This window comes from Actinosynnema sp. NPDC037264 (assembly GCF_055603705.1).
In genome coordinates this window covers 151,536-169,542 of the sequence record NZ_JBVJVK010000001.1, presented here as the reverse complement: position 1 = coordinate 169,542, position 18,007 = coordinate 151,536, and the positions used below count along the sequence as shown (strand labels likewise).

Genomic DNA, 18,007 nt, shown 5'->3' with positions numbered 1-18,007 from the left:
GAGACGGTTACGAGGGTACGCAGCCCCGGGGGCGCGGGCCAAATCGGGGTGGCACCCGGGGCGGGCCGGGCGGCGTTCCAGGCACGGAAAGGGCTTGCGCGGCGGTACGCCTTGTGGCAAGGCCCGCACCTTGTTAGCGTGCTGCCTTCGCGGGTGATGCGGGTTGGCGCGGGCCGGGTTGCACGAGGGACGACAGCCCCCGCCACGCCGGCCGCAGGTGCTCGGGAGCAACGGGGGGATCCGCTGCGCTCCGGGCCGCGTTCGTGCACAGTTGTGGATAACTCTGTGGATGCCTCTATTCTCCGTGTCCACGTCGTGGAAGTTCCCCGGGGACTGACCGCGGAGACGTCACCGAGGGGAGGGGAGCGCGGAGGTGTCCGACCACCAGACCGATCTGGGTCTCGTGTGGGAGCAGGTCGTGCAGGAGCTCGCAGCCAGCACGTTGTCCCCCCAACAGCGCGCTTGGATGCGCGTGACCCGGCCCATCGGGCTGCTCGACGGGACCGCGCTGCTCGCCGCGCCGAGTGACTTCGCCAAGGAAGCCATCGAGCGCGCGCTGCGCGAACCGATCACCGCCGCCCTCTCCCGCCGGCTCGGCCGAGCCGTCTCGCTGGCCGTGAAGGTCGACTCGCCCGACCCGCCGACGGCGCAGATCCCGGTGGCCGTGCCCGTGCCCGGACCGGTCCCCGGACCGCCGCCCGGCGCCGTGCCCATCAACGGTGTGCCGGCCTTCGACGCGGAGACCGAGGGCGACACCGAGGGCGAAGGCGAAGAGGTCGACGAGGAGGGCGAGGCGCTCGCCGCCGTCACCGAGATCTGGCCCACGTTCAGCGGTGGTCACGCCGCGCCGAGCGGCATGCCCTACACCCGGCCCGCCAACCCGGTGGCCTCGCAGACCAGGCTGAACGAGAAGTACAACTTCGACACCTTCGTCATCGGCGCGTCCAACCGCTTCGCGCACGCCGCCGCGGTGGCCGTCGCCGAGGCGCCCGCCCGCGCGTACAACCCGCTGTTCATCTGGGGTGAGTCCGGGCTCGGCAAGACGCACCTGCTGCACGCGGTCGGGCACTACGCCCAGCGGCTGTTCCCCGGCATGCGCGTGCGGTACGTGTCGACGGAGGAGTTCACCAACGACTTCATCAACTCCCTGCGTGACGACCGCAAGGTCGCCTTCCAACGCCGGTACCGGGACATCGACGTGCTGCTGGTCGACGACATCCAGTTCCTGGAGGGCAAGGAAGGCACGCAGGAGGAGTTCTTCCACACCTTCAACACGCTGCACAACGCGAACAAGCAGATCGTGGTGTCCTCCGACCGGCCGCCCAAGCGGCTGGAGACCCTGGAGGACCGGCTGCGGACGCGGTTCGAGTGGGGCCTCATCACCGACATCCAGCCGCCCGAGCTGGAGACGCGCATCGCCATCCTGCGCAAGAAGGCCGCGCAGGACCGGCTGGCCGCGCCCGCCGAGGTGCTGGAGTTCATCGCGGCCCGGATCGAGCGGAACATCCGCGAGCTCGAGGGCGCGCTCATCCGCGTCACCGCGTTCGCCTCGCTCAACCGGCAGCCGGTCGACGTGCAGCTGGCCGAGATCGTCCTGCGCGACCTGATCCCGGACTCGCACGCCCCGGAGATCACCGCGCCCACGATCATGGCGGTCACCGCGGAGTTCTTCTCCGTGTCTATAGACGACCTGTGCGGGCCCGGCAAGACGAAGGTCCTGGCCCAGGCGCGGCAGATCTCCATGTACCTGTGCCGCGAGCTGACGGACCTGTCGCTGCCGAAGATCGGCCAGACGTTCGGCGGCCGCGACCACACGACCGTCATGCACGCGGACAAGAAGATCCGCAAGGAGATGGCCGAGCGCCGCCGGGTGTACGAGCAGGTGCAGGAGCTGACGTCGCGCATCAAGCAGCGCGCCCGCCACACCCCCTGACCCGCAAACGCTTGCGCCCACCCTCCCGCCGCCGCGCCTGACGGTCAGCTCGGTCCAAGCGCCGGACGCCCCTCAACCGCGCCTGGACCTCCTGCACCCGGCGCCGCGCATCCCGGCGGACCCGGCTTCTCCCACCCCGGCCCCACCGCTCCGGCGGTCGACAGCCGTCCTCGCATCCGCCGTACCCGGCCGCCCGCATCCGGCAGACCGCCATGGCGGCGTCCCGGCACGCCCCCCAGCAGTCGGGCCGGCGTGCGGTCGCGGGCACCCAGTCGACGGCCATCCGGCAGCCGGCTCGGCGGGCGGCCGGCGTGCTCGGCGGGCAGGTGGCTCGGCGGGTGGCGGTCGGCCGGACATCGTCCGCCGCGGATCCGGGTCGCACCCGGGTGCCGCGGTCCGCTCCTCCTCGCACCCGGGTGCCGCCGTCGCACCCGGGTGCGACCCACACCGCACCCGGGTGCGATCCGGATCCGCCGCCGGCACCCGGGTGCCGCGCCCGCGGCACCCCACCGACAGGCCCCGAGGAGGCCGCGACACCCGGGCGTGGGGGCCGGGACCAACGGGGGTCGTTTCGTGTCACCCGTGTGAGGTACCCCCGCCCCACCGGGGCCGGGTAGAGGGCGTTCTCGGTGCGGCCCAACGGCCCCGTCGCAGGTGCCGTCGCTGGTGAACGGCGGGCGAAAAGTTGTCCACAGGCCCGGAGAAGTGCCCCGTCGGGGGAGATTCGGCCCACCATCACCCTGTGCAGCACCCGGGTACAACCCGGCCCACACCCGGGGATTAACCCGGGGACAACTCGGCCCGCCTGTGGACCGAACGGACGAGCCGGATAGTTCTCCCCGGGTGCGCCGACTTGTCCCCGGGTGACACCCCGTGTCCATCCACACCTCCAAGCGGGCGACACGCTGCGGAAACCGGGGTTGTCCACACAATCCACAGCCCCTACTGCTGTTGCTGTTGTCTTCCCTTGAAGATGAAGAACAAAGAAAAAACAGCCGGCGGTCGAGCCCGGGGACGAACGCTCGGCAGCGCCTCGTCCCCGGGCAGCCCCGAGGTGACGAGGACCGGGCCGACGCTCTACGGTGGGGAGCCTCCGCGCCGAGGGTCGGAAGATCCGGCGAGGGCCGCGGCTCCCCAACCCCCACCGCAACGCATGCTGTTGTTGGTCATGCCGACTTGAGGAAGGACGCCTCATGAAGATCCGCGTCGAGCGCGACGGCCTGGCCGACGCCGTCGCCTGGGTCGCCCGCAGCCTGCCGTCCAGGCCGCCTGTCGCGGTGCTCGGCGGAATCCTGCTCGACGCCGGGGCGGAGGACGGCTCCGGCGAGGCGCTGACCGTCTCCGGGTTCGACTACGAGGTGTCCGCCCAGTGCGGCGTCCCGGCCACGATCGCCGACGGGGGCAAGGCGCTCGTCAGCGGACGGCTCCTGGCCGACATCACCAAGGCCCTGCCGAACCACCCGGTCGAGATCGCGGTCGACGGCTCCCGGATGACGATCTCGTGCGGCAGCGCCCGGTTCAGCCTGCCGACCATGCCGGTCGAGGACTACCCGCAGCTGCCGTCCATGCCGCAGCTGGCCGGCGAGCTCCCGGGCGAGGTCTTCGGCGAGGCCGTGAACCAGGTCGCCGTCGCGGCGGGCAAGGACGACACGCTCCCGATGCTGACCGGCGTCCGGCTGGAGATCGGCGAGGGCAAGGTGACCCTGGTCGCCACCGACCGCTTCCGGCTCGCCATGCGCGAGTTCCCGTGGGAGCCGAACGAGGCGCTCGGCGACGTCGCCGTCCTCGTGCCGGCGAAGACCCTCAACGACGCCGCGAAGACGCTGGGCGCGTCCGGCGCGAAGATCGAGCTGTCCCTCGCCGCGAACGACGGCCTGCTCGGCCTGTCCGGCACGAACCGCCGCACGACCACCCGGCTGCTCGACGCCGACTTCCCGAAGTACCGCCAGCTGCTGCCCACCGAGCACTCGGCCGCCGCGATCATCGAGGTCGACGCGCTGGTGCAGGCGATCAAGCGCGTGTCGCTGGTCGCCGAACGCGGCACGCAGGTCCGGCTGGAGTTCGTGGACAACGGCCTGCGCCTGTCCGCGGGCGGCGACGACGAGGGCAGCGCCGAGGAAGAGCTGCCGGTCGACTACACCGGCGACCCGGTCACCATCGCGTTCAACCCGACGTACCTCCTCGAAGGGCTCCAGGCCGTCCGCACGCCGCGGGCGCACTTGTCCTTCACCACACCCAGTCGCCCCGCACTGCTCAAGCCGGTGGACGAGGATGGGAACGTGGCGCCGGGCTACCTCTACCTGCTGATGCCCGTGCGCCTGCCCGGCTGATCCACCACGCCATCCACAGACGCTAGGGAAGAGGAACGACCGTGCAGCTCGGACTCGTCGGCCTCGGCAAGATGGGCTTCAACATGCGCGAGCGCATCCGCCGCGCGGGGCACGAGGTGGTCGGCTACGACCGCAACCCCGAAGTCACCGACGCCGACTCGCTCGCCGACATGGTGGGCAAGCTCGCCGCACCCCGCCTGGTGTGGGTCATGGTGCCCGCCGGTGACATCACCCGGCAGACGATCGCCGAGCTCGGCGACCTGCTCCAGCCGGGCGACCTGGTGATCGACGGCGGCAACTCGCGCTTCACCGACGACGAGATCAACGCCAAGGCGCTGGGCGACAAGGGCATCGGCTACGTGGACGCCGGCGTGTCCGGTGGCGTGTGGGGCCTGGAGAACGGCTACGGGCTGATGGTCGGCGGCGACGCCGAGCACGTCGAGCGCGCCATGCCGATCTTCGACGCCCTGCGCCCGGAGGGCCCGCGCGAGGAGGGCTTCGCGCACGCGGGCCGCGTCGGCGCCGGCCACTTCGCGAAGATGGTCCACAACGGCATCGAGTACGGCCTCATGCAGGCCTACGCCGAGGGCTTCGAGCTGCTGGAGGCCTCCAAGCTGGTGGACGACGTGCCGGCCACGATCAAGGCGTGGCAGCGCGGCACCGTGGTCCGCTCGTGGCTGCTGGACCTGCTGGTCCGCGCGCTGGAGTCGGACCCGGAGCTGGACGACCTGCGCGGTCACGTCGAGGACTCCGGCGAGGGCCGGTGGACCGTCGAGGAGGCCATCAAGCACGCGGTGCCCGCGCCGGTGATCTCCGCCGCGCTGTTCGCCCGGTTCGCGTCCAGGCAGGACGACTCGCCCGCGATGCGCGCGGTCGCTGCGCTGCGCAACCAGTTCGGCGGCCACGCCGTGCAGGCCGCGGGTCCTTCGTCCGGTTCCGGCTCGACCCAGAGCTGACGAGTTGTACGTCCGGCACCTGCAAGTCACCGACTTCAGGTCGTGGGAGCACGCGGACCTGGTGTTCGAGCCGGGGGTGAGCGTGCTGGTGGGGCGCAACGGCCAGGGCAAGACGAACCTGGTCGAGGCGCTGGGGTACGTGGCCACCCTCGGTTCGCACCGGGTGGCCACGGACGCTCCGCTGATCCGGCACGGCGCCCCGCGCGCGGTGGTGCGCGCGGCGGTGGTCAACGAGGGGCGCGAGCTGCTGGTCGAGCTGGAGATCACGCCGGGCAAGGCGAACCGGGCGCGGGTCAACCGCGGCCCGGTGCCGCGCCCGCGCGACGTGCTCGGCATCCTGCGGACGGTGCTGTTCGCGCCGGAGGACCTGGCGCTCGTGCGCGGCGACCCCGGTGAGCGCCGGCGGTTCCTCGACGAGCTGCTGACGACGCGCGCGCCGCGGTACGCCGGGGTGCGCAGCGACTACGAACGCGTGCTCAAGCAGCGGGGGGCGTTGCTCAAGACCGTGCGCGCGGCGCGCAACGCCGACATCAGCACGCTCGACGTGTGGGACGGGCACCTGGCCCGGCACGGCGCGGAGCTGCTGGCCGCGCGGCTGGACCTGGTCGCGGACATCGCGCCGCACGTGGCGGCGGCGTACGCGGAGGTGGCGCCGGAGTCCCGGCCCGCGCGGATCGCGTACCGGTCGAGCCTGGGCGAGGCGTTCCCGGAGTCGCACGACCGGGACGTGCTGGAGGACGCGTTGCTCGCCGAGCTGCACCGGGTGCGCCCCCAGGAGGTCGAGCGGGGCGTGTGCCTGGTCGGGCCGCACCGCGACGACCTTGACCTGGCGCTCGGCGAGCTGCCTGCGAAGGGCTACGCCAGTCACGGTGAGTCATGGTCCTTCGCCTTGGCCCTGCGTCTCGGCGGGTACGAGTTGCTGCGTGTCGAGGGGGCCGAACCGGTCCTCGTGCTGGACGATGTGTTCGCCGAACTGGACCGCGGCAGGCGTCGCCAGTTGGCGAAGGTGGCCGCCGGCGCGGAGCAGGTGCTGATCACGGCGGCGGTCGCGGAGGACGTGCCCGAGGAGCTGGACGGGCTGCGGTTCGACGTTCGCCACGGGGAGGTGCACCGTGTCTGACGAGTTGCCCCGAACGGGTGTGACCCGACGCACATCTGGGGACAACCCTGTGGATGGTGTGGATAACTCGGCTCGAGAACCGGACATATCCACAGCCGGTAGTACACAAGAGGGTGCTTTGCGGGGTCCGGACCTCGCCCGGGCCGCCCTGGAAGCGGCTCGCGCCTCCGCCAAGGAGCGCGGGGTACGGGGCGTGCGCAAGGGTGGGACGGGTGCGACCGCCCGCCGCCGGCGTCGTCGCTGGTCCGGGCCGGGCCCCGACGACCGCGACCCGCAACCGCTCGGCAGGCTCGCGTCGAGGATCGCCGCCGACCGCGGGTGGGCCGACCGGCTGGCGGGTGGCCAGGTGTTCGCCCGGTGGCCGAAACTGGTCGGCGAGGACGTGGCCGAGCACGCGCAGCCGGTAGCTCTGAGTGACGGCGAACTGACCGTCCAGGCCGACTCGACGGCGTGGGCCACGCAGCTGCGGCTGCTCCAGCGCGACCTGCTCAAGCGGATCGCGGCGGGGGTCGGCCACGGCGTGGTGAAGAACCTGAAGGTCCAGGGTCCGGCGGCGCCCAGTTGGCGCTACGGCCCCAGGCACGCTCCGGGCCGCGGACCACGTGACACCTACGGGTGACGAGCGCCAGGGCCGCAGCGGCGATCCTGTGGCGCGGTGAGCGCTCACCAGTCGATTTTGACCCCGTGACCAGCGGTCGGCACCCATCTGCGTTCACTTCGGGCCGCCTGTGAGCAAACCAGGGGTGTCCTAAGTGGGTTTCTGTCGGTATGCCCCGGTAGAATCGTGGGGTAGCGCAACCCAGCGTCGCCCGGCGACGGTCCCAGTCGCGTGAAGTCCGAGGAGACACCAGGCCCGTGGCAGCCAAGAAGAATGAGTACAACGCGTCCTCGATCACCGTCCTGGAGGGCCTGGAAGCGGTCCGCAAGCGGCCAGGCATGTACATCGGTTCCACCGGCGAGCGCGGTCTGCACCACCTGATCCAGGAGGTCGTGGACAACTCGGTCGACGAGGCCATGGCGGGCTTCGCGACGGTCGTGGACGTGACGCTGCTGGCCAACGGCGGCGTCCGGGTCATCGACGACGGCCGCGGCATCCCGATCGGCATGCACCCGGTCGAGAAGCGGCCCACGCTGGAAGTGGTGCTGACCAAGCTGCACGCGGGCGGCAAGTTCGACAGCGACTCCTACGCGGTGTCCGGCGGTCTGCACGGCGTCGGCATCTCCGTGGTGAACGCGCTGTCGACCGCCGTCGACGTCGAGGTCAAGACCGAGGGTTTCACGTGGAACCAGCGGTTCGAGAACACCAAGCCGGCGCACGAGCTGGCCAAGGGCGCGCCGACCGACGAGACCGGCACGGCCATCACGTTCTGGGCCGACCCGACGATCTTCGAGACCACCGACTACAACATCGAGACGATCTCCCGCCGCCTGCAGGAGATGGCCTTCCTCAACAAGGGCCTCACGATCATCCTGCGCGACGAGCGCGTCCAGGCGAGCGACGAGGAGGCCGACGCCGAGGGCCACGTGGCGGCCGTGCGCGAGCGCACGTTCCACTACCCCGGCGGCCTGGAGGACTTCGTCCGCCACATCAACCACACCCGCGAGGCCGTGCACCAGAAGGTCGTCTCGTTCGAGGCCAAGGGCGAGGACCTCGAGGTCGAGGTGGCGATGCAGTGGAACACCGGCTACACGCCGTCGGTGTACACGTTCGCCAACACGATCAACACCCACGAGGGCGGCACGCACGAGGAGGGCTTCCGCGCCGCGCTGACCCGCGTGGTCAACGAGTACGCGCGCGAGAAGAAGTTGCTCAAGGAGAAGGACTCCAACCTCACCGGCGACGACATCCGCGAGGGCCTGGCCGCGATCATCTCGGTCAAGCTCAAGGAGCCGCAGTTCGAGGGTCAGACCAAGACCAAGCTGGGCAACAGCGAGGCCAAGTCCTTCGTGCAGAAGTCGACCAACGAGCACCTGGCCGACTGGTTCGAGCGCCACCCCAACGAGGCCAGGGCGATCGTCACCAAGTCCGTGTCGTCGGCGCAGGCCCGCATCGCCGCCCGCAAGGCCCGCGAGCTCGTCCGCCGCAAGGGCGCCCTCGACATCGGCGGCCTGCCCGGCAAGCTCAAGGACTGCCGGTCCACCAACCCGGAGGACTGCGAGATCTACGTCGTGGAGGGCGACTCCGCGGGCGGCTCGGCCAAGGAGGGCCGGGACTCCATGTTCCAGGCGATCCTGCCGATCCGGGGCAAGATCATCAACGTGGAGAAGGCGCGCATCGACCGCGTGCTGAAGAACAACGAGGTCCAGGCCCTGATCACGGCGTTCGGCACGGGCATCCACGAGGACTTCGACATCGCGAAGCTGCGGTACCACAAGATCGTGCTGATGGCCGACGCCGACGTGGACGGCCAGCACATCCGGACGCTGCTGCTGACCCTGCTGTTCCGCTTCATGCGCCCGCTGATCGAGCACGGTCACGTGTACCTGGCGAACCCGCCGCTGTACAAGATCAAGTGGCAGCGCGCCGAACCGGAGTACGCCTACTCCGACCGCGAGCGGGACGGCATCATCCAGGCCGGTCTCGCGGCGGGCAAGAAGATCGGCAAGGACGACAACATCCAGCGCTACAAGGGCCTCGGCGAGATGAACTCCTCCGAGCTGTGGGAGACGACGATGGACCCGGCCAACCGGGTGCTGACGCAGGTGACCATGGACGACGCCGCGACGGCCGACGAGCTGTTCAGCGTGCTGATGGGCGAGGACGTGGAGGCCCGCCGCGCGTTCATCACCCGCAACGCCAAGGGCGTCCGGTTCCTCGACGTCTGACCCCTGTCGTTCCCGAACCCGCAGGCGTGCCCTCTAAGGAAGTAGAACTGTGAGCGAGACGACGCTGCCCCCGGCTGGTGGAGACCGCACCGAGCCGCGCGACATCCAGCAGGAGATGCAGAACTCGTACATCGATTACGCGATGAGCGTGATCGTGGGACGAGCGCTGCCCGACGTGCGCGACGGCCTGAAGCCCGTGCACGTCCGCGTGCTGTACTCGATGTTCGACTCGGGCTTCCGCCCGGACCGCAGCTACAACAAGTGCGCCCGCGTCGTCGGCGACGTGATGGGCAACTACCACCCGCACGGTGACTCGGCCATCTACGACGCACTGGTCCGCCTCGCCCAGCCGTGGTCGCAGCGCTACCCGCTGATCGACGGCCAGGGCAACTTCGGCTCTCCCGGCAACGACCCGGCAGCCGCCATGAGGTACTGCATCGATTCAGATGTCCGTATCAGGCTAGCAGACGGCTCGACGCCGCGCATCGGCGACATCGTGCCGGACGCCAAGCCGAACAGCGACAACCCGATCGACCTGAAGGTGCTCGACCGCAACGGCAACCCGGTGCGCGCCGACATGCTGTTCCACTCCGGCGAGCACCCCACGCTGAAGCTGCGCACCAAGAACGGCTACGAGCTGGCCGGCACCCACAACCACCCCGTGTTGTGCCTGGTGAACGTGCTCGGCGTGCCGACCCTGCTGTGGAAGCTGCTGGAAGAGGTCCAGCCGGGCGACCGCGTAGTCCTCCAGCGCATGCCGCAAGAAGTCGACCTTGACGGGCTATCGCCGGAGCAGTTCAGCTCCGCGTTCCTCGCTGGGGCATTCGTCTCGGAGGGCTGGACGGGCGTAAACGGGCAGGCGGGGTTCGACAACACCGACACCGACTACTTCAAGTCGGTGGTCAGTGCTTACGACCTGTGCGTCGGCAAGCGTCGCGGTATCGGGACTGAGATCACCAGTACCGGCAAGGTGCTGCACAAGCTGCGCTTCAGCAGGGCGGTGCTCCAGGGGAGCGTGCTCCACGAGTTGGCAGACTTGCGCAGCGCCGCCAAGCGCGTGCCCGAGTTCGTGTGGCGGCTGGAGGCGACTGGCAAGCGGGCGTTCCTCGCCTCGCTATTCCAAGGTGACGGCTCGGCGTCGGCCCTGCCGCGCAACTCCGTGCAGGTCAGCTACTCGACCCGCAGCGCGCAGCTGGCCCGTGAAGTGCAGCAGCTCCTGCTGGAGTTCGGCGTCGTCAGCACGCTGGTGAACTACGAGAACGGCGAGATCAAGGTCGTCATCACCAACCGGCGTGACGCGCGCCTGTTCGCCCGCAACGTGGGCTTCCTCGGCGCGAAGCAGGACAAGCTGAACGCGATCCTGGACGCCCTCCCGCTCGAGAGCCGGGCGATGAGCAGCGACCACGTGCCGTTCGTCGGCGACTACATCCGGGCGCACGGCGCGACCCGCTGGACGGAGCGCGACTGGCTCCGGCGGCACAACGTGGACCGCGTCGAGCGGTGGGAGCGCGACTACGAGGAGATCGCCGCGCGGATCACGAACCGCGAGGTGCTCGACGTGGTCGAGCCGCTGGTCGACGGCCGGTTCTACTACGCGCCCGTCGAGTCGGTCACCGACGCGGGTGTGCGGCCGGTGTACAGCCTGCGGGTCGACACCGACGACCACGCGTTCATCACCGACGGCTTCGTCAGCCACAACACCGAGTGCCGCCTCACGCCGTTGGCCATGCAGATGCTGGCCGACATCGAGGAAGACACGGTCGACTTCCGCGACAACTACGACGGTCGCATCCAGGAGCCGACGGTCCTGCCGTCGCGCGTGCCCAACCTGCTGATCAACGGCAGCTCGGGCATCGCGGTCGGCATGGCGACCAACATCCCGCCGCACAACCTGCGCGAGGTCGCCGACGGCGTGGTGTGGGCGCTGGACAACTGGGACGCCTCCGAGGAGGAGACGCTGGAGGCGATGATCCAGCGGATCAAGGGGCCCGACTTCCCGACCCACGGCCAGATCCTGGGCACGGCCGGCATCGAGGACGCCTACCGCACCGGCCGCGGCTCGGTGAAGATGCGCGCGGTCGTGGAGATCGACGAGGACGCCAAGGGCCGCACGATCCTGGTCGTCACCGAGCTGCCCTACCAGGTGAACCCGGACAACCTGGTGGAGAACATCGCCACCCTGGTCCGCGACCAGAAGCTGACCGGCATCGCGAACATCGCCGACGAGTCCAACCGGCGCTCGGGCATGCGGATCGTGGTCACGCTGAAGCGCGACGCGGTCGCCAAGGTCGTGCTGAACAACCTCTACAAGCACACCCAGCTGCAGTACTCGTTCGGCGTGAACATGCTGTCGCTGGTCGACGGCGTGCCGCGCACGTTGCGCCTGGACCAGATGATCCGGCACTACGTGAAGCACCAGATCGAGGTCATCGTCCGGCGCACGCGCTTCCGGCTGCGCAAGGCCGAGGAACGCGCCCACGTGCTGCGCGGCCTGGTCAAGGCGCTCGACCAGCTCGACGCGGTGATCGCGCTGATCCGCCGGTCGGACACGCCCGAGGTGGCGCGTACCGGCCTGATGGAGCTGCTCGACGTCGACGAGATCCAGGCCAACGCGATCCTGGAGATGCAGCTGCGCCGGCTGGCCGCCCTGGAGCGGCAGAAGATCGTCGACCAGCTGGCCGAGATCGAGCTGGAGATCGCCGACTACAAGGACATCCTCGAGAAGCCGGAGCGGCAGCGCGCGATCGTGCGCGAGGAGCTGCTGGCGATCGTCGAGAAGCACGGCGACGACCGGCGCACGAAGATCGTGCCGTTCGACGGCGACGTGTCGATGGAAGACCTGATCGCGGTCGAGGACGTCGTCGTCACGATCACTCGGACGGGTTACGCGAAGCGCACGAAGACCGACCTGTACCGCTCGCAGAAGCGCGGGGGCAAGGGCGTGCAGGGTGCCCAGCTCAAGCAGGACGACATCGTGCAGCACTTCTTCGTGTGCTCCACGCACGACTGGATCCTGTTCTTCACGAACAAGGGCCGGGTGTACCGGGCGAAGGCCTACGAGCTGCCCGAGGCCAACCGCAACGCGCGCGGCCAGCACGTGGCGAACCTCCTGGCGTTCCAGCCGGAGGAGGAGATCGCCCAGGTCATCCAGATCAAGAACTACGAGGTCGCGCCGTACCTGGTGCTCGCCACCAAGAAGGGCCTGGTCAAGAAGTCGAAGCTGTCCGACTTCGACTCCAACCGGTCCGGCGGCCTGATCGGCATCAACCTGCGCGACGACGACGAGCTGGTCGGCGCGGTGCTGTGCTCGGCGTCCGACGACCTCCAGCTCATCTCGGCCGACGGCCAGTCCATCCGGTTCCACGCGAGCGACGAGGCGCTGCGGCCGATGGGGCGCGCGACCTCGGGCGTGCTGGGCATGCGCTTCAACAGCGGGGACGAGCTGCTGTCGGTGGGCGTCGTCCAAGAGGGTCTGTTTGTTTTGGTGGCGACCGATGGTGGGTACGCCAAGCGCACGCCGATCGAGGACTACCCCGTCCAGGGTCGCGGTGGGAAGGGTGTGCTCACCATCCAGCACGACCGCAGGCGTGGCAGGCTGGTCGGCGCGCTCATCGTCGACGTCGACGACGAGCTGTACGCGATCACCTCCTCGGGCGGGGTCATCCGGACCAGCGCCAAGGAGGTGCGCAAGGCAGGGCGGCAGACGAAGGGCGTCCGGTTGATGAACCTCGGCGAAGGGACCACCCTGATCGCGGTGGCGCGCAACGCCGACGAGCCCGCGGACGTCACCAGTGGTGACGGCGGTGTCGTGGACCCCGCCGAAGCGGGTCCGACGGTCGACCCCGCCGGCGCGGGTCCGGTCGTGGACTCCGCCGAGGGCGACCAGGCTGAGCCTGCCAACTAGCGCGAACGAGAGGTTGAGGACTGCTCGTGACTCCACCCGAGAAGCCAGAGGACAAGACCGCGGTGATCACCCGGCCCGGCGCCGAGCCGACACCGGCGGCCGGCGATGAGCCCGCCGGCGCCGAGAAGCCGGCGGTCGACGCCTCGGGGGCGTCCGAGCAGGCCGAGACGCCCGCGGCCGACGCGACGACGGCGGACGGCAAGACCGAGACGGTCGAGCGGCCGGCCGCCGAGCACGACAGCCACCAGGCCGCGGCGCCCCCGCCGTGGCAGCGGGTGACGAGCGACGCGCAGTACGCCGAGGCGCAGCAGGTCGGTCCGGCCGACCTGATGTCCTCGCCGGAGCACCCGGCGGCCGAGGGGTCGCAGCCCGCGTACCCGGCCAGCGACCCGGACACGGTGGCGGTGGCCCGTCCCGTGGTGCCGGGCGCGGCCGGGCCGGGTGCGGCGGGTTCGGCCCGCACGCAGGTGAACCTGGGCGCGGCGAACGGTCGTCCGGCCGCCGCCGCGCCGTCGGCCCGCCGTCCCGGGCGCGGACCGCGGCGGGCGAGCCTGCAGGTGAAGCGGGTCGACCCGTGGTCGGTGCTCAAGCTCGCCCTGGTGCTGAGCGTGGCGCTGTTCTTCGTGTGGCTCGTGGCGGTCGGCGTGCTGTACGGCGTGCTGAACGGCATGGGCGTCTGGGACAAGATCAACAACACCGCCAGCGACCTGCTGCAGGGCAACGAGACCGGCAGCGACCCGCTGATCAGCGCCGGTCGCGTGTTCGGCGTGGCGGCGATCGTGGGTGCGGTGAACATCGTGCTGTTCACCGCCCTGGCGACCGTCGGCTCGTTCGTCTACAACGTCTCGGCCGATCTTGCCGGGGGCCTGGAAGTGACGTTGTCCGAGCGGGAGTGATCTACGACCAGCCGATTTGGGGCCGCGACCGGAGGTGCTGTAGTCTTGCCGTCGTTGCCCCGAGGGCCTATAGCTCAGACGGTTAGAGCGCTTCGCTGATAACGAAGAGGTCGGAGGTTCGAGTCCTCCTAGGCCCACCGGAAGTTCACAGGTGTTGCAGAGGGGAATCGCCGTGAAGAAGATCATCGCACTTGTCGCTGTCGCTGGTGCGGTTCTGTTCTTCGTCAAGCGCAGCCGCTCGGCCAAGGCCGACGCGGACCTGTGGCGCGAGGCCACTGCTCCCACCGACTGACCCGCGAGGGCGGTAAGTCTGCCGCCCCGTGAGGGGACGTAGCTCAATTGGCAGAGCACCGCCTTTGCAAGGCGGGGGTTAGGGGTTCGATTCCCCTCGTCTCCATCCGCTTCTGGGCGAGGTGTGCCGACGAACAGCGTCGGCCACCTCGCTCCTTGTGTTTTGTGGGGGTGCGACCCCCACACCCCGCCCGGGAGGCTTCGCCCCCGGACCCCTTTCGGGGCCGCAGGCCCCGGGCCCCGCGAAGATCGCTTGGCGCGCCGGTTCCCCTTTGGCTGGGTAAAAGTCCGATTTGTCGGGTTGGTGGGGGCGCGAAAGTTTCGCGTTTGGTGTTTACTGGGGTGTAACCGCCGGGTCATCCCCTGCGTGAGGGCTGTCCGGCGGTGGCTTTCGCGGTAAGTCGACAAGTGAGGGCCCGCACCCAATGCCGCTGGGTGCGGGCCCTCGTCTTGCCCACTGCTATGCGTTGACGAGCGCCTGTTCCTGCTTCCGTGCGGAGATCACCTTGTCGACGGCCCAAGCGCCGGGACCGGTGAACGCCAACAGCAGGAACACCCACGCGTACACCGCGGCCAGCTCGCCCTTGTTCTGGATGGGCAGGAGCCCGGCGTGCTGGTGGACGACGAAGTACGCGTAGGCCATCGCACCGGATGAGATCAGCGCGGCGATCCGGGTGCCGAGGCCGATGACGATCAACGCGCCACCGACGAACTCGATCAGGCCGGCCGGGCCGGACGGCCAGTCGGTGATCGACACGGCACCCTTGGAGCCCAGCACGCCGAACAACTTCTGCGCGCCGTGGCACATGAACAGCACACCGACGACAATCCGGAACACAGCGATGGCGTGGTCTCGACCGCGGTCAAAGATGTTCATCTTGACTCAGTCCTCACATTGCAGGGGCGGCCGGCAGGGTAAGACAACCGTAATGTGGTTTACGTTGCGTGCCTAGGTGGTCACGTTGTCGATTCGCTGTCCGTCATCTGATTGACTGGCTGCCCTATGAACCGAGTGCTGCTCACCGCCCTGCCCTCCCTGCTGGTCCTCGGCGCGCTGACCGCCTGCGCGACCCCCGAGCCGACCCCCGCTCCCGCCGCCGGGACGACCACCAGCGCAGTGGCGAAGACGACGACCACACCCGTCGGGCCGCCGCCCGCGCCGGAGCCCGCGACCGACGGGCAGTGCCCCTACCTGGCCTCTTCGGTCGTGCAGGAGGCGAACGGGCAGCTGGTGCGGAAGGTTCGGCTGTCCGCAGGCCAACCCGACCCGGCCTGCTTCTTCTACGCCAACGCCACGGACGTGCAGTTGTCCGTCTGGGTGTTCCGGGGTGAGCCGGAGACCGCGAAGGCGGTGGTCGACCGGGCCGCGCCGGTTGCCGACTCGAGCCCGGCGACGGTGCCCGCCGGGTGGAGCGGCGGCTCGCTGACCACCCCGACGGGCGCGGTGTACGCCGTGGCCAAGGGCGGCAACGCGGTGGTCGTGACCAGCAACCAGAAGCAGACGATCAAGACCCGGCGGATCGCCGAGACCGTGGTGGGCAACCTCGGGCTGTGAGCGCGCACGACTTCGCGCCCGACCCCGGACGGGGCGGGCGCGAAGGTGTTCTTCTTCCGGTCAGCTGCGGCTGTGCTGGTCGGAGACCTGGCCGTTGCGGGCCGCGTGCGGGCGGACGGACTCGGCGGTGCCGGTCGTGGTGGGCTCGGACGTGATGTCCACGTCGTCCTCCTCCAGGTGCACCTCCTGGGGCCGCTTGGTCAGCGCGAGGTACCCGGCGACCGCGGCCGCGGCGAACACGCCCAGCACCCACGGCCAGCGGCGGCGCTTGGGGTGCCTGGCCGCGGCCATCTCCTTGCGCGCCTGCTTCGCGGCCTTGCGCACGTCCTTCGCACGCACCTTGGCCTCCTTGCGAGCCCGCTCGGCGGCCTTGACGACGTCCTTGCGGACGCCCTTGGCCTTCTTCGCGAGCTGCTTGCGACCGCGCCTGGTGGACTTCTCGTACTCCTCGGCCTTCTCCACCAGCGCGCCCGCCTTGTCGGCGACGACACCGCGGACGTAGTCCTTGGTCACGCCACGCTCGGCGAGCTTGCCCTCGGCGCGCTCCGCGAGTTGAACAGCCGCGTCCGCACCGACGTGACCAGCGCGGACGGCGCTGCGGCGAACAGCCCGCACCGCCTTGCCGACCGACTCCCCGGCCCGGGTCATGGCGTCTACCTCATCCATATCGCGCTCCAGAAGCTGTCGGTCAGTCACGTTCCAGGCAATACCCATCGTGCCCCTTCCCCAACCACCTCGCCCGGTGATGGCACGATGGGTGGCGTGGCAGACAGCAACGAATCGTTCGTCGGGACCAAGCTGACGGCGACCCTGCACACCTCGCAGGGCGACATCCGCGTCAACCTCTTCCCCGACCACGCCCCCAAGACGGTGGCCAACTTCGTCGGCCTGGCCGAGGGCACGAAGAGCTACTCCGACCCCAACGCGAAGGGCGAGACCTCCGGCCCGTTCTACGACGGGTCGATCTTCCACCGGGTGATCGCGGGCTTCATGCTCCAGGGCGGTGACCCCACGGGCACCGGGCGCGGCGGCCCCGGCTACAAGTTCGCCGACGAGTTCCACCCGGAGCTGCAGTTCAACAAGCCCTACCTGCTGGCGATGGCCAACGCCGGGCCCAACAGCAACGGCTCGCAGTTCTTCATCACGGTCGCGCCGACCACGTGGCTGAACTTCAAGCACACGATCTTCGGCGAGGTCGCCGACCAGGAGTCGCGCAACGTGGTGGACGCGATCGGCGCCGCACCCACCGGCGCCGGCGACCGCCCGGTCACCGACGTGGTGATCCAGAAGGTCTCGGTGGAGCGGGCCTGAGTGGCCGACTCGCCGATCTCCCCGCCGCCCGGTGAGCCGATCGGGGCGCGACCAGACCTGCCGGTCTGCGTGCGCCACCCCGATCGGGCCACCGGGCTGCGGTGCGTCCGCTGCGACCGGCCGGCGTGCCCGGAGTGCCTCCGCGAGGCGTCGGTCGGCCACCAGTGCGTCGACTGCGTGAACGAGGGCCGGGCCGCGGTGCGCCGGCCGCGCACGTTCGTCGGCGCGGAGTACTCCCAGCGCATGGTGGTCACGCCGGTGCTGATCGCGGTGAACGTGCTGTTCTTCGCGATCACGGCGGCCCAGGCGGGCAGCGTGGCGACCAACCAGCGGTCGGCGTTGTTCCTCGACCTCGTGATGTACACGCCGTCGGTCGCCTGGGACGGCGAGTGGTGGCGGCTGGTGACGTCGGGGTTCCTGCACTTCGGGCCCCTGCACCTGGCGTTGAACATGATCGCGCTGTACGTGCTCGGCCGTGACCTGGAACCCGTGTTCGGCAAGCTGCGGTTCTCCGCGGTGTACGGGGTGTCGCTGCTCGGCGGCGGGCTCGCGGTGTACCTGTTCGGCGGGATCGACACCGTGGTGGCCGGCGCGTCCGGCGCGGTGTACGGCCTGATGGGCGCGATGCTGGTGGCGGTGCTGCGGCTCAAGCTCAACCCCGGCCCGGCGCTCGGCGTGATCGGCTTGAACGTCGTGCTCAGCTTCACCCTGCCCGGCATCTCCCTGCTCGGGCACATCGGCGGCCTGGTGATCGGCGCGGCGCTGACGGCCGGGCTGGTCTACGCGCCGGCCGCGAAGCGGAACAACTGGCAGCTGGCGGCCGTGATCGCCGCGGTCGTGCTGCTGGCGGTGCTGGCGGTCGTGCGGACCGGGCAGCTGGCCTGA

General features: G+C 70.1%; 13 protein-coding genes, 2 tRNA genes and 1 pseudogene. 14 read left to right on the top strand and 2 right to left on the bottom strand.

Features of this window, described 5'->3' with window-relative positions; all coding sequences use genetic code 11:
• The first annotated feature begins 373 nt into the window (after positions 1–373).
• The 11 genes and pseudogenes from dnaA to ACZ7GX_RS00790 all read left to right on the top strand — a co-directional run bounded on the left by dnaA (position 374) and on the right by ACZ7GX_RS00790 (position 14,362).
• A complete protein-coding gene (dnaA, locus tag ACZ7GX_RS00840; RefSeq protein WP_498771360.1) occupies positions 374–1,933 on the top strand; it encodes a chromosomal replication initiator protein DnaA in 1,560 nt (519 codons plus the stop codon).
• A 1,193-nt stretch (positions 1,934–3,126) separates the two neighbouring features.
• Positions 3,127–4,263 (top strand): DNA polymerase III subunit beta, encoded by a 1,137-nt coding sequence (gene dnaN, locus ACZ7GX_RS00835; protein ID WP_498771358.1) that lies wholly within the window; start codon positions 3,127–3,129, stop codon positions 4,261–4,263.
• Between the two features lie 41 nt (positions 4,264–4,304).
• Positions 4,305–5,219 (top strand): phosphogluconate dehydrogenase (NAD(+)-dependent, decarboxylating), encoded by a 915-nt coding sequence (gene gnd, locus ACZ7GX_RS00830; RefSeq protein WP_498771356.1) that lies wholly within the window; start codon positions 4,305–4,307, stop codon positions 5,217–5,219.
• A gap of 4 nt (positions 5,220–5,223) precedes the next feature.
• Positions 5,224–6,339: a DNA replication/repair protein RecF gene (gene recF, locus ACZ7GX_RS00825; RefSeq protein ID WP_498771354.1), complete on the top strand. Its 1,116-nt coding sequence runs from the start codon at positions 5,224–5,226 to the stop codon at positions 6,337–6,339.
• Between the two features lie 58 nt (positions 6,340–6,397).
• A complete protein-coding gene (locus ACZ7GX_RS00820) occupies positions 6,398–6,958 on the top strand; it encodes a DciA family protein (RefSeq protein ID WP_498771956.1) in 561 nt (186 codons plus the stop codon).
• A 236-nt stretch (positions 6,959–7,194) separates the two neighbouring features.
• Complete coding sequence (gyrB, locus tag ACZ7GX_RS00815; RefSeq protein ID WP_498771352.1) at positions 7,195–9,165, top strand: DNA topoisomerase (ATP-hydrolyzing) subunit B; 1,971 nt, start codon at positions 7,195–7,197, stop codon at positions 9,163–9,165.
• Between the two features lie 49 nt (positions 9,166–9,214).
• The gene (gene gyrA / locus ACZ7GX_RS00810) at positions 9,215–13,069 is read left to right on the top strand and encodes an intein-containing DNA gyrase subunit A (protein ID WP_498771350.1); all 3,855 of its coding nucleotides are present in this window, start codon (positions 9,215–9,217) and stop codon (positions 13,067–13,069) included.
• Between the two features lie 26 nt (positions 13,070–13,095).
• Entirely contained in the window at positions 13,096–13,965 is an 870-nt protein-coding gene (locus ACZ7GX_RS00805; protein WP_498771348.1) for a DUF3566 domain-containing protein, read from the top strand.
• Between the two features lie 63 nt (positions 13,966–14,028).
• A tRNA-Ile gene (locus tag ACZ7GX_RS00800) sits at positions 14,029–14,102 on the top strand.
• 35 nt (positions 14,103–14,137) lie between these two features.
• Positions 14,138–14,254: pseudogene (locus tag ACZ7GX_RS00795) on the top strand (DLW-39 family protein); the annotation flags it as partial.
• A 35-nt stretch (positions 14,255–14,289) separates the two neighbouring features.
• A tRNA-Ala gene (locus ACZ7GX_RS00790) sits at positions 14,290–14,362 on the top strand.
• A gap of 354 nt (positions 14,363–14,716) precedes the next feature.
• Here ACZ7GX_RS00790 and ACZ7GX_RS00785 read toward each other — a convergent pair.
• On the bottom strand, positions 14,717–15,094 hold the full coding sequence (locus ACZ7GX_RS00785) for a DoxX family protein (protein WP_498771346.1): 378 nt from the start codon (positions 15,092–15,094) through the stop codon (positions 14,717–14,719).
• 165 nt (positions 15,095–15,259) lie between these two features.
• Here ACZ7GX_RS00785 and ACZ7GX_RS00780 point away from each other — a divergent pair, with 165 nt between their 5' ends.
• Entirely contained in the window at positions 15,260–15,811 is a 552-nt protein-coding gene (locus tag ACZ7GX_RS00780; protein WP_498771344.1) for a DUF2020 domain-containing protein, read from the top strand.
• A 60-nt stretch (positions 15,812–15,871) separates the two neighbouring features.
• On the opposite strand, the gene ACZ7GX_RS00775 is transcribed toward ACZ7GX_RS00780, so the two are convergent.
• Positions 15,872–16,477, bottom strand: coding sequence for a hypothetical protein (locus tag ACZ7GX_RS00775; RefSeq protein WP_498771342.1), 606 nt, complete (start codon positions 16,475–16,477; stop codon positions 15,872–15,874).
• 96 nt (positions 16,478–16,573) lie between these two features.
• On the opposite strand from ACZ7GX_RS00775, the gene ACZ7GX_RS00770 reads away from it, so the two are divergent.
• Positions 16,574–17,122, top strand: coding sequence for a peptidylprolyl isomerase (locus ACZ7GX_RS00770; RefSeq protein WP_498771340.1), 549 nt, complete (start codon positions 16,574–16,576; stop codon positions 17,120–17,122).
• Entirely contained in the window at positions 17,123–18,007 is an 885-nt protein-coding gene (locus ACZ7GX_RS00765; RefSeq protein WP_498771338.1) for a rhomboid family intramembrane serine protease, read from the top strand.

Coding starts and splice junctions, on each gene's coding strand:
- dnaN (WP_498771358.1), top strand. CDS start 3,127: ATGAAGATCCGCGTCGAGCGCGACGGCCTGGCCGACGCCGTCGCCTGG.
- ACZ7GX_RS00780 (WP_498771344.1), top strand. CDS start 15,260: ATGAACCGAGTGCTGCTCACCGCCCTGCCCTCCCTGCTGGTCCTCGGC.
- ACZ7GX_RS00775 (WP_498771342.1), bottom strand. CDS start 16,477: ATGGATGAGGTAGACGCCATGACCCGGGCCGGGGAGTCGGTCGGCAAG.